The 10,874-nt window shown below is 41.8% G+C and carries 17 protein-coding genes; all 17 read right to left on the bottom strand.

Annotated elements, in window-relative coordinates:
- A partial coding sequence (leuS, locus tag GMD3S_RS0209105) for a leucine--tRNA ligase (protein ID WP_025172993.1) occupies positions 1 to 1,105 on the bottom strand: 1,105 nt, incomplete at its 3' end.
- A 159-nt stretch (positions 1,106 to 1,264) separates the two neighbouring features.
- Positions 1,265 to 1,957, bottom strand: a complete 693-nt coding sequence (locus tag GMD3S_RS0209100; protein WP_000049285.1) for a histidine phosphatase family protein — start codon at positions 1,955 to 1,957, stop codon at positions 1,265 to 1,267.
- 236 nt (positions 1,958 to 2,193) lie between these two features.
- Positions 2,194 to 3,531, bottom strand: a complete 1,338-nt coding sequence (locus GMD3S_RS0209095) for a PFL family protein (protein ID WP_000354871.1) — start codon at positions 3,529 to 3,531, stop codon at positions 2,194 to 2,196.
- Positions 3,532 to 3,540: 9 nt separating this feature from the next.
- On the bottom strand, positions 3,541 to 3,807 hold the full coding sequence (locus tag GMD3S_RS0209090; RefSeq protein ID WP_000644111.1) for an ACT domain-containing protein: 267 nt from the start codon (positions 3,805 to 3,807) through the stop codon (positions 3,541 to 3,543).
- Between the two features lie 263 nt (positions 3,808 to 4,070).
- Positions 4,071 to 4,457, bottom strand: coding sequence for a 50S ribosomal protein L17 (rplQ, locus tag GMD3S_RS0209085; protein ID WP_000331493.1), 387 nt, complete (start codon positions 4,455 to 4,457; stop codon positions 4,071 to 4,073).
- An 11-nt stretch (positions 4,458 to 4,468) separates the two neighbouring features.
- On the bottom strand, positions 4,469 to 5,404 hold the full coding sequence (locus GMD3S_RS0209080; protein ID WP_000568993.1) for a DNA-directed RNA polymerase subunit alpha: 936 nt from the start codon (positions 5,402 to 5,404) through the stop codon (positions 4,469 to 4,471).
- Positions 5,405 to 5,446: 42 nt separating this feature from the next.
- On the bottom strand, positions 5,447 to 5,830 hold the full coding sequence (gene rpsK, locus GMD3S_RS0209075) for a 30S ribosomal protein S11 (RefSeq protein ID WP_001118385.1): 384 nt from the start codon (positions 5,828 to 5,830) through the stop codon (positions 5,447 to 5,449).
- Between the two features lie 17 nt (positions 5,831 to 5,847).
- Positions 5,848 to 6,213 carry a 30S ribosomal protein S13 gene (gene rpsM, locus GMD3S_RS0209070; RefSeq protein WP_000090781.1) on the bottom strand — a complete coding sequence of 122 codons (366 nt, stop codon included), beginning with the start codon at positions 6,211 to 6,213 and terminating at the stop codon, positions 5,848 to 5,850.
- A gap of 17 nt (positions 6,214 to 6,230) precedes the next feature.
- On the bottom strand, positions 6,231 to 6,347 hold the full coding sequence (gene rpmJ / locus GMD3S_RS10465; protein ID WP_001808836.1) for a 50S ribosomal protein L36: 117 nt from the start codon (positions 6,345 to 6,347) through the stop codon (positions 6,231 to 6,233).
- A gap of 24 nt (positions 6,348 to 6,371) precedes the next feature.
- Positions 6,372 to 6,590, bottom strand: coding sequence for a translation initiation factor IF-1 (infA, locus tag GMD3S_RS0209065; RefSeq protein ID WP_001029883.1), 219 nt, complete (start codon positions 6,588 to 6,590; stop codon positions 6,372 to 6,374).
- A 116-nt stretch (positions 6,591 to 6,706) separates the two neighbouring features.
- Complete coding sequence (locus tag GMD3S_RS0209060) at positions 6,707 to 7,345, bottom strand: adenylate kinase (RefSeq protein ID WP_001050433.1); 639 nt, start codon at positions 7,343 to 7,345, stop codon at positions 6,707 to 6,709.
- 145 nt (positions 7,346 to 7,490) lie between these two features.
- Positions 7,491 to 8,801: a preprotein translocase subunit SecY gene (gene secY / locus GMD3S_RS0209055; protein ID WP_000465387.1), complete on the bottom strand. Its 1,311-nt coding sequence runs from the start codon at positions 8,799 to 8,801 to the stop codon at positions 7,491 to 7,493.
- Between the two features lie 12 nt (positions 8,802 to 8,813).
- Entirely contained in the window at positions 8,814 to 9,254 is a 441-nt protein-coding gene (rplO, locus tag GMD3S_RS0209050; protein WP_000766089.1) for a 50S ribosomal protein L15, read from the bottom strand.
- A gap of 144 nt (positions 9,255 to 9,398) precedes the next feature.
- Positions 9,399 to 9,581: a 50S ribosomal protein L30 gene (rpmD, locus tag GMD3S_RS0209045; protein ID WP_000057241.1), complete on the bottom strand. Its 183-nt coding sequence runs from the start codon at positions 9,579 to 9,581 to the stop codon at positions 9,399 to 9,401.
- A 13-nt stretch (positions 9,582 to 9,594) separates the two neighbouring features.
- Entirely contained in the window at positions 9,595 to 10,089 is a 495-nt protein-coding gene (gene rpsE, locus GMD3S_RS0209040) for a 30S ribosomal protein S5 (RefSeq protein ID WP_000874204.1), read from the bottom strand.
- A 17-nt stretch (positions 10,090 to 10,106) separates the two neighbouring features.
- Positions 10,107 to 10,463, bottom strand: a complete 357-nt coding sequence (rplR, locus tag GMD3S_RS0209035; protein ID WP_000624044.1) for a 50S ribosomal protein L18 — start codon at positions 10,461 to 10,463, stop codon at positions 10,107 to 10,109.
- An 83-nt stretch (positions 10,464 to 10,546) separates the two neighbouring features.
- Positions 10,547 to 10,874, bottom strand: a 328-nt coding sequence (locus GMD3S_RS0209030; protein ID WP_025172992.1) for a 50S ribosomal protein L6, incomplete at its 5' end; no start/stop codon positions are given.

Raw genomic sequence — 10,874 nt, 5'->3', positions numbered from 1 at the left:
CTTCAACGTTTCCACCTTCAAACACTTCTACGATTGGAAGGTCAAATTGTTTGGCAAATTCCCAGTCACGTTGGTCATGGGCAGGCACGGCCATGACAGCACCTGTTCCATAGCTAGCAAGAACATAGTCGGCAATCCAGATTGGAATTTCCTTGCCATTGACAGGGTTGATGGCATAAGCGCCCGTCCAAACCCCTGTTTTTTCCTTGGCAAGGTCTGTACGAGCCAAGTCAGACTTGAGACTAGCTTGGTGTTTGTAGTCTGCAACTGCATCAGCTTGCTCTGGACTTGTGATGGCATCTACCAAGTCATGCTCAGGAGCCAAGACTGTGAAGGTCGCACCGAAAAGCGTATCAGGACGAGTAGTAAAGACGGTAAATTCCTTGTCAGTCCCTTTCACTTTAAAAGTGACATTAGCACCAGTTGATTTCCCAATCCAGTTACGTTGCATTTCCTTGATAGACTCTGGCCAATCCAACTCATCCAAGTCATTAAGCAAGCGCTCTGCATAGGCCGTGATTTTGAGCATCCATTGCCGCATCGGTTTGCGGACAACAGGATAGCCCCCACGCTCAGAAGTTCCATCAGGAAGCACTTCTTCATTGGCAATGGCTGTTCCTAGTTCCTCAACCCAGTTTACTGGTACTTCAGCTTCATAGGCCAAGCCTTTTTCATAAAGCTTGGTGAAGATCCACTGCGTCCACTTGTAGTAGTTTGGATCTGTTGTGTTGACTTCACGGTCCCAGTCGTAAGAGAAGCCAAGCGCATTAATTTGGCGTTTGAAGTTGGCAATATTTTCTGCTGTGAATTCTGCCGGGTCATTTCCTGTGTCCATAGCGTACTGCTCAGCTGGCAAACCAAAGGCATCCCATCCCATTGGGTGAAGAACGTTGTATCCTTGCGCACGTTTGTAACGGCTGAGGATATCGGTTGCTGTGTAACCTTCTGGGTGTCCTACGTGCAATCCAGCTCCTGAAGGATATGGGAACATGTCCAGAGCATAGAACTTCGGTTTTGAGACATCTGTTCCTGTCTTAAATGTATGATGTTTCGCCCAGTAGCCCTGCCACTTAGGCTCAATTTCTTTATGATTGTAAAAACTCATGCTATTTCTCCAATTTTATGATGTTACTATTATACCATTTTTGGGGGAATTTGAAAGACGAGAAATGTTCTTTTAGACTTGGATAACAAGAAATACTGAGTCGCAAATCCACCTTATTTAACAGGAAAAAAATTAGCTCCTAATCGGAGCTAACTTCTATCAATTTTTTATTTCTTCCATCTTCTCACGTCCGAGCTCTCGATAGCTACGGTCACCAACAACTTCTACGCTAAACTGACCGTCCTCATATTCAAGAATCGTCACGCTACCATTATCTAGACCATGTGGATGCATACCATTGATCAGATACACAATAGTCCCAATGGTCATTCCATGGCTGACGACGAGAGCATTGCCCCCACCTTGTTCTTCCATTTCTTTGGCAATCGTTTCAAAACCTTCTTTGATTCGACCACTGAGTTTTTCCCAGCCTTCTGCCCAGCCTGCAGTATCAACCTCTACCAAACCTTCTGCTAGTTCTGCATAGGACAACTGATGAACATGGTCTACATTGAAAATTCTCGGAATCAATCCCATAAAGAGGTCCCCATCATAGGCCCCATCAAAACTACCAAAGCACCACTCTCTGATGCGCTTGTCCATGCGGTAAGGGATTTTCCCCTGTAGTCCAAGTTCTTCTAGGATAATTCCCATGGTTTGAATAGTGCGACCTGAATCACTGGAATAAGCGCGGTCAAACTGCAAGCCAGACTCTCTCAAGCCAATTCCCAGTTCATGGATTCCCAACTCACCTTCTGCAGTCAGAGGTGTATCACTCCATCCTTGAGCACGTCCAATGGTGTTAAACATCGTTTTCCCATGACGGACCAAATACAATCTTACTTTAGACATTTTCTATCCTCCATTTTCTTCTATTATATCATGGATCAAAGAAATATTCGGCTTTCAAAAGCAAAGCCAACATTTGTAAATTATCCAAAAGAAAAGCTACCCTCATGGTAGCTTCCCTAGGAGATTATTATGAAAAAGTTTAGGATTTCTATTAAATAAAGTTAGGAGGTCTTTATTTAATGATTATAGTATACACAGTCATCCTTAAACTCAACTTAAATCCTCTCGCTTTTTTATTAATTTTTAAAACTATGGATTGGAGCTGGGATTTGCCCACCGCGAGAGATGAAATCAACAGACGAAGCCCCGTTGACCTTCATAACTGGAGCTGTCCCTAGCAAGCCTCCAAACTCAATCATATCGCCTTCTTTGCCCTTTGGAATAATACGGACGGCCGTTGTTTTCATGTTAATGACACCAATTGCCGCCTCATCCGCAATCATAGCTGCAATGGTTTCAGCAGGCGTATCTTCCGGAATGGCAATCATATCCAGCCCAACAGAACAGATAGCCGTCATGGCTTCTAGTTTCTCTAAATTCAGAGAGCCATCTTGTACCGCACCAATCATCCCCTCATCTTCAGAAACGGGGATAAAAGCACCTGACAAGCCACCGACTTGGTTACAAGCCATCACTCCGCCCTTCTTAACTTGGTCATTCAAAAGAGCGAGGGCAGCCGTCGTCCCATGCGTACCAACTGTTTCTAGGCCCATTTCCTCAAGGACACGAGCCACAGAATCGCCAACTGCAGGAGTTGGTGCCAAGCTTAGGTCTACAATCCCAAAGTCAACACCCAGTCTCTCGCTGGCCATTTGACCGACTAGCTGACCAATACGAGTAATCTTAAAGGCTGTTTTCTTGACCGTCTCAGCTACAACATCAAAACTCTGACCACGAACTTTCTCCAAGGCGCGTTTGACAACACCAGGACCTGAAACACCAACATTGATGATAACATCTGCTTCCCCAACACCATGGAAAGCCCCTGCCATAAAAGGATTGTCCTCAACAGCATTAGCAAATACGACCAACTTGGCCGCACCCATATCTGATAGCGCAGCTGTTTCCTTGATGATACGCCCCATATCAGCGACCGCAGTCATGTTGATACCTGACTTGGTCGAGCCAATGTTAACAGACGAACAAACCTTGTCTGTCTCAGCTAGAGCGCGCGGGATAGAATTGATGAGAATTTCATCACCTTTTTGATAACCCTTTTGTACCAAGGCAGAGAATCCACCAATAAAATCAACACCGATCTCCTTGGCAGCCTTGTCAAGAGCCTTTGCCAAAACAAGATAGTCCGTCGCATCAGTCGCTGCACCAATTAAAGAAATCGGAGTCACCGATACTCGTTTATTAACAATAGGAATCCCAAGTTCTGCAGCAATTTCGTCTCCTACAGCCACTAAATTTGCAGCTTTAGTGGTGATTTTTTGGTAAATCTTTTCAGCAGCACGTTCAATATCTGGATCAATACAATCCAAAAGGGAAATCCCCATGGTGATGGTTCTGATATCGAAGTTCTGCTCCTCGATCATGGCAATGGTTTCTGTAACTTGTCTAATATCCATAGCCACCTCCTAGATATTATACATAGCGTCAAAAATCGCCGCACTTTGAATATTTATTTTGACATTCAAGGTCTGACCGAAAGTTTCAAACTCATTTCGAAGATAAGTGAAATCCTGTTTTTCGTCACTAGAAACGACCGCCATCATAGTAAAGTATTCATCCAACACCGTCTGAGAAATATCGTCAATATTCAAACCCAACTCTGCAATCTTAGTAGACACGCCTGCAACGATCCCAGCCTTGTCCTTACCAACCACTGTAATAATAGCCTTCATCCTTATACCCCATTTCTACGATTTTTAGAAAACCTGAACGTTTTTGATTTTCTTTTTTCCTAGTATAGCATATTTCCATAGAAAATACTAAAAAACGCCTGCTTACGAAGTTGTTCTTAAGAAAAAAACAATTTCGTAAACAAGCGTCTACCCTATCAAATGATGATGAGTGTTCCCGCTAGGACATAAGTCCCAGCGGTAGACCAGAGCTAGACTAAGAGCACAAGACTCCATCATCATAACACTCAACAAAATTGATGATTTTATACTAATTCGATGATCGCCATTGGCGCAGCATCACCACGACGTGGTTCAGTTTTAAGGATACGAGTGTATCCACCGTTACGTTCAGCATAACGAGGTGCGATTTCTGAGAACAATTTTTGAAGTGCTGTAGTAGAAGTGTACTTATCAGTTGCTTCATCATAGTTTTCAGATGCGATTTCATTACGTACGAAAGCAGCTGCTTGACGACGTGCATGCAAATCACCACGTTTACCTAGAGTAATCATTTTTTCAACAGTTTTACGGATTTCTTTAGCACGAGCTTCAGTTGTCACGATTGATTCGTTGATCAAAAGGTCAGTTGTCAAATCGCGAAGCATTGCTTTACGTTGTGAGCTAGTGCGTCCTAGTTTACGGTAAGCCATGTATTCCTCCTTTATTTATCTTTTAATCCAAGACCCAAGTCAATGAGTTTGAGTTTCACTTCTTCCAAACTCTTGCGTCCAAGATTTCGTACCTTCATCATCTCTGCTTCAGATTTTTCTGTCAAATCATGCACAGTATTGATACCGGCACGTTTCAAACAGTTGTATGAACGCACAGACAAGTCCAGTTCCTCAATCGTACGATCCAAAATACGATCGTCAGATTCAGTATCAGCTTCTTTCATCACTTCAGTTGACTTAGCAATCTCAGTAAGATTTGTAAACAAATCAAGATGTTCTGTCAAGATACGCGCTGAAAGCCCTAAAGCATCTTCTGGAATAATTGTTCCATTAGTCAAGATTTCAAGGGTTAATTTGTCAAATCCATCATTGCTACCTACACGAGCAGGCTCTACTTGATAGTTGACTTTTGTAACTGGTGTATAAATAGAATCTACAGCAAGTGTTCCAACTGGTGCATTATCTTTTTTGTTTTCATCAGCAGGTACATATCCACGACCACTGTTAACAGTCATTGTCGCTTTTAGAGAAGAACCTTCACCGATTGTAAAGAGATAATGATCTGGATTTACAATCTCAATATCACTATCAGTCAAAATGTCTCCAGCTGTAATTTCAGCAGGACCTTCAACGTCAAGTTCAATGATTTTTTCGTCTTCAACGTATGATTTCACTGCAATCCCTTTAATGTTCAGAATGATTTGCATCACGTCTTCACGAACACCTGGGACTGTGTCAAACTCATGCAAGACACCTTCAATGTTGATAGATGTCACTGCTGCTCCTGGTAGAGAAGCTAGTAGTACACGACGAAGAGAGTTACCAAGAGTTGTACCGTAGCCACGTTCAAGTGGTTCGATTACAAACTTGCCATAATCTTTATTTTCATCAATTTTTGTTATATTTGGTTTTTCAAACTCAATCATTTAGTTACTCCCTCTTAAACGAAAAGCAGTGTAATGCGATGATTATACACGGCGACGTTTTGGAGGACGAGCACCATTGTGTGGCACTGGAGTCACATCACGAATTGCTGTTACTTCAAGACCAGCGGCAGCAAGCGCACGAATAGCTGACTCACGACCAGAACCTGGACCTTTTACAGTAACTTCAACTGATTTAAGACCGTGTTCTTGTGCAGATTTAGCAGCAGCTTCAGAAGCCATTTGAGCAGCGAATGGTGTAGATTTACGAGAACCTTTGAAACCAAGAGCACCAGCTGATGACCAAGCAATTGCATTACCATGCACATCAGTAATCATAACAATAGTGTTATTAAATGTAGCGTGAATATGAGCAATACCAGATTCGATATTCTTTTTCACACGACGTTTACGTGTTGGTTTAGCCAAGACTTTTACCTCCTATATTATTTTTTCTTACCAGCAATCGCAACAGCTTTACCTTTACGAGTGCGAGCGTTGTTTTTAGTGTTTTGTCCACGGACAGGAAGTCCACGACGGTGACGAATACCACGGTAAGAACCGATTTCCATCAAACGTTTGATGTTCAAGTTTACTTCACGACGAAGGTCACCTTCAACTTTGATTGCATCCACTTCACGACGGATAGCATCTTCTTGATCTGATGTAAGGTCACGTACACGAACATCTTCTGAGATTCCAGCAGCAGCCAAAATTTTCTTAGATGTTGCAAGTCCGATACCATAAACGTAAGTCAATGAGATTACTACGCGTTTGTCATTTGGAATGTCAACTCCAGCAATACGAGCCATGTTTTCTCCTTTCTATCTTATCCTTGACGTTGTTTGTGTTTTGGATTTGCTGGGCAAATTACCATAACACGACCATTACGACGAATTACTTTACAGTATTCGCAAATTGGTTTGACCGATGGTCTTACTTTCATTTCTTATCCCTCCAAGTTTTTCGATTATTTAAAGCGGTAAGTGATACGTCCACGTGTCAAGTCATATGGACTCATCTCGACAGTAACACGATCTCCCGCTAAAATACGAATATAGTTTTTACGAATTTTACCAGAAACTGTTGCTAAAATCTGATGTCCATTTTCAAGTTCAACCGTAAACATTGCGTTAGGCATTGTATCGACTACTTTGCCTTCAACTTCAATCACATCGTCTTTTGCCACGCAAAAGCACCTCCATAAATTTCGATTCGATGCCTCTGAAAACAGAGACAACAATTATAAGTCAGACTATCTCAGTATAACATTTGTAGCGATTTTTTGCAAGTGTGAAAAACGCTTTATTTCAAATTTGTCAATACTTTTTCGATGTCTTTGAACACATCATTGATATCTTGATTTCCTTCGATATCGTGGACCAAACCTTTGGCACGGTAGTGAGCAATGATTGGTTCACCTTGTGCAATATTCACATCCAAACGACGCTTCACTGTCTCCGGTTTGTCATCTTCACGTTGGTAATAATCTTCTTCCTTATAGTCAACTGGTGGGTTGAAAACTTTGTGGAAGGTTTCACCTGTTTCGCGATGGATGATACGGCCACTCAAACGTTCCAAGAGACAATCTGGGTTCACTTCGATATTGATCACACCTTCTAGTTCGATACCGAGTTCCGCCAATGTTTTATCCAAGGCATGGGCTTGTTCAATAGTACGTGGGTAACCATCCAACAAGAAACCTGTTTCCTTGATGTCGTCCTGTGAAAGGCGTTCTTTAACGATTCCATTTGTAACTTCATCTGGAACCAACTCACCTTTGTCGATGTATGACTTTGCAAGTACACCCATTTCAGTTTGATTTGCCATAGCAGCACGGAACATATCTCCAGTTGAAATGTGTGCCACGTGGAATTGCTCCACAATTTTAGCTGCTTGCGTTCCCTTACCTGCTCCAGGTAAGCCCATAATCAAAAGATTCATGATAGGATCTCCTTATTTTGTATTTAAATAGAAGCAGAAATCTCTTTCAACCCCTATTTAAAAACAAAATAGAAGAGGGGAGACGAAAATCTCTCTGATAGATAAATCTTCATACTCCACTCTCTAAGCAAAAGTAATTTTGCTTTTATTCTGTTTTATCCATGAAACCAACATACTTACGTTTCAATAGGTAACCTTCTAGCTGTTTGATTCCTTCGATACCAGTTGAGATAATGATCAAAAGACTAGTTCCCCCAAAAGCAACAGCTTCTGAAAGACCAAAGACATCTTTTGCCACAATCGGCAAGATTGAAATCACACCTAGGAAGATCGATCCGACAGTCGCAAGGCGACGAAGAAGTTTCGACATGAATTCTTCAGTTCCCTTACCAGGACGGACACCATGAATGTAGGCTCCACTCTTTTGCAAGTTTTCTGCTGCTTTCTCTGGATTGATCTGTACAAATGTATAGAAGAACGTAAAGAGAATGATTAGCAAGGCATACATAGCAACACCAGTCGGAGATGTTGTAGATAACATTTCCTGTGCTGTACGTACCCAAGCCCAATCATGACCTGTAGCACTCAAAAATTGAAGAATGGCTGCAGGTGCTGCTGTGATGGAACTTGCAAAGATAACTGGGATAACCCCCGCTGGGTTTACCTTCAATGGAAGGTATGAGCTTGATGGGGCTCCTTGAGCAACTTTTGTATATTGGATTGGAATTTTATATTCTGCCTGTTGAACATAGGTTGTAAAGTATACAATCAACAAGACAGCGATAATCAAAATAACGACAAAGATAATAGATGAAGTCAAACGGCTACTTGGAATATTGACGAAGTAGTCAACATAGATGCCTTTAATCATCTCAGGGATTGAAGCGACAATACCTGCAAAGATGATCATAGAAACACCGTTTCCGTATCCCTTATCTGTAATTTGTTCCCCGAGCCAAGTTACAATCATACTACCTGCTGTGAGGATAATACCAATAGTAACAAAAACTTGTGGAGTTAAAGCTGTCGTTAATAATTTCGCTCCAGATAGAGTATTAAATCCTGCTGTAATCCCGATAGATTGAACAAATGCAAGTACAAGTGCAATATAACGAGTAGCCTGGTTTAGTTTTCTCCGTCCTACTTCCCCTTGTTTGCCCCATTCTACAAACTTCGGTAAAATATCCATTTGTAGCAATTGAACAACGATTGAAGCAGTGATATACGGACTTACTCCGAGTGCAAAAACGGAGAAGTTCTTCATGGCATTCCCTGAAACAAGACTAAGCATGTTCAAGAAAGATAAACCGCTGAGAGCTTCTAAACTTTTTGCATTCACACCTGGAACAGTAATACTTGTCCCAATACGAAAAACAAGAATGATAAAAATCGTAAAAAGAATTTTTGATCGAACTTGTTTAACCTTGAGCGCTTCTTTTAGTAATTTAAAAAACATGGGTCACCTCTCTTAGATGACTTCTACAGAACCACCTTTAGCAGTGATAGCTTCCTCAGCTGATTTAGAGAATTTAGCTGCTTTCACAGTCAATTTCTTAGTCAACTCACCGTTACCAAGAATTTTAACTCCTGATTTTTCAGCTTTCACAATTCCTGCTTCGATAAGCACAACTGGAGTTACTTCTGCACCGTCTTCAAAGACGTTCAATTGGTCAAGGTTTACAATTGCGTATTCTTTAGCGTTGATGTTAGTGAATCCACGTTTTGGAAGACGACGGAACAATGGAGTTTGTCCACCTTCAAAACCAAGGCGAACTCCGCCACCGCTACGAGCTTTTTGACCTTTTTGACCGCGACCAGATGTTTTACCGTTACCTGATGAAGTACCACGACCAACACGGTTACGTACTTTACGAGAACCTTCTGCAGGTTTCAATTCATGAAGTTTCATTATTATTTTCTCCTCTTTTGTAAAATGCTAGCGCCGATAAGAGAGAAAAGGTTGTCTCCCTTATCAACTCGCCTATACATGGTCATCTTAGATGACTATACCTAGTTTTAGGGGATGAGTATTGCCACATCCCCTAAAAATTCATTAGTTTACTTCTTCAACAGTTACCAAGTGAGATACTGCAGTGATCATACCACGGATAGCAGCGTTGTCTTCTTTGATAACAGAGCTGTTCAATTTGCCAAGTCCAAGTGCTACAACAGTTTTACGTTGTGATGGAATGCGTCCGATTGGAGACTTAGTCAAAGTAATTTTAATTTGAGCCATTTTATCCCCTTTCTTATGCCAAATCAGAAACTGAGATACCACGAAGGGCAGCAACTTCTTCAGCGCGTTTCAATTGTTTCAAACCTTCAACAGTTGCGCGAACAATGTTGATTGGAGTGTTAGAGCCAAGTGATTTAGATGTAATATCTGCCACACCTGCCAATTCCACAACGGCACGAACTGCACCACCAGCGGCAACTCCAGAACCTTCTACAGCAGGTTTCAACAATACTTTAGCTCCACCGAATTCTGAAAGAACTTCGTGTGGGATTGTTGTTCCAACCATAGGAACCTCAATCAAGTTTTTCTTAGCATCTTCTACTGCTTTGCGGATTGCTTCTGGAACTTCTTGAGCTTTACCAGTACCAAATCCTACGCGACCGTTGTGGTCACCAACAACAACAAGAGCTGCGAAACGAAGACGACGTCCACCTTTAACAACTTTCGTAACACGGTTGACAGCAACTACGCGTTCTTCTAATTCAACTGCATTGTCTTTAAATGCCATTTTCTAGTGTCCTCCTATTAGAATTTCAATCCGTTTTCACGAGCTGCATCAGCCAAAGCTTTCACACGTCCGTGATATAGATATCCACCGCGGTCGAACACCACTTCTGAAATACCTTTAGCGTTTGCACGTTCTGCAACGAGTTTACCGACAGCAACGGCTTGTTCAGTTTTAGTTCCTTTTGAAACTTCTTTGTCAAGAGTTGAAGCACTTGCGAGCGTTACACCCGCTACGTCATCAATCACTTGAGCGTAGATGCCTGTATTAGAACGAAATACGTTCAAACGTGGGCGATCAGCAGTTCCAGAGAGTTTTCCGCGAACGCGACGGTGGCGTTTTTGGCGGAGTTTGTTTTTATCTGGTTTAGAAATCACAGTTTTCACCTCTTTAGTTTTAAATCGTGTGCTATGCACTAAGTTGGAAAATAGGTTGGTGGTTAAAAATCAACCACTCAACATTATTTACCTGTTTTACCTTCTTTACGGCGAACGAATTCACCAACGTAACGGATACCTTTACCTTTATATGGTTCTGGTGAACGAAGGCTACGTACGTAAGCAGCCGTTTGACCAACTACTTCTTTTGAAATTCCGCTAACAACGATTGTTGTTGGGTTTGGAAGTTCAAAAGTAATTCCTTCTGGAGCTTCAACTTCGTCTGGATGAGATTTACCAACAGCCAAAACAAGTTTAGATCCTTGAAGTTGTGCACGGTAACCAACCCCGCGCATTTCAAGTTCTTTCTTGAATCCTTCTGATACACCAACAACCATGTTGTTCAAAAGG

The sequence above is a fragment of the Streptococcus sp. GMD3S genome (genome assembly GCF_000298695.2).
GTDB lineage: Bacteria > Bacillota > Bacilli > Lactobacillales > Streptococcaceae > Streptococcus.
This window is presented reverse-complemented; position numbering and strand designations above follow the sequence as displayed.

Bases quoted from the DNA above. Each gene is read 5' to 3' on its own strand.
- GMD3S_RS0209100 (WP_000049285.1), bottom strand. From the start codon at position 1,957: ATGTCTAAAGTAAGATTGTATTTGGTCCGTCATGGGAAAACGATGTTT.
- GMD3S_RS0209095 (WP_000354871.1), bottom strand. From the start codon at position 3,531: ATGGATATTAGACAAGTTACAGAAACCATTGCCATGATCGAGGAGCAG.
- GMD3S_RS0209090 (WP_000644111.1), bottom strand. From the start codon at position 3,807: ATGAAGGCTATTATTACAGTGGTTGGTAAGGACAAGGCTGGGATCGTT.
- rplQ (WP_000331493.1), bottom strand. From the start codon at position 4,457: ATGGCTTACCGTAAACTAGGACGCACTAGCTCACAACGTAAAGCAATG.
- GMD3S_RS0209080 (WP_000568993.1), bottom strand. From the start codon at position 5,404: ATGATTGAGTTTGAAAAACCAAATATAACAAAAATTGATGAAAATAAA.
- rpsM (WP_000090781.1), bottom strand. From the start codon at position 6,213: ATGGCTCGTATTGCTGGAGTTGACATTCCAAATGACAAACGCGTAGTA.
- rpmJ (WP_001808836.1), bottom strand. From the start codon at position 6,347: ATGAAAGTAAGACCATCGGTCAAACCAATTTGCGAATACTGTAAAGTA.
- GMD3S_RS0209060 (WP_001050433.1), bottom strand. From the start codon at position 7,345: ATGAATCTTTTGATTATGGGCTTACCTGGAGCAGGTAAGGGAACGCAA.
- secY (WP_000465387.1), bottom strand. From the start codon at position 8,801: ATGTTTTTTAAATTACTAAAAGAAGCGCTCAAGGTTAAACAAGTTCGA.
- rplO (WP_000766089.1), bottom strand. From the start codon at position 9,254: ATGAAACTTCATGAATTGAAACCTGCAGAAGGTTCTCGTAAAGTACGT.
- rpmD (WP_000057241.1), bottom strand. From the start codon at position 9,581: ATGGCTCAAATTAAAATTACTTTGACTAAGTCTCCAATCGGACGCATT.
- rpsE (WP_000874204.1), bottom strand. From the start codon at position 10,089: ATGGCATTTAAAGACAATGCAGTTGAATTAGAAGAACGCGTAGTTGCT.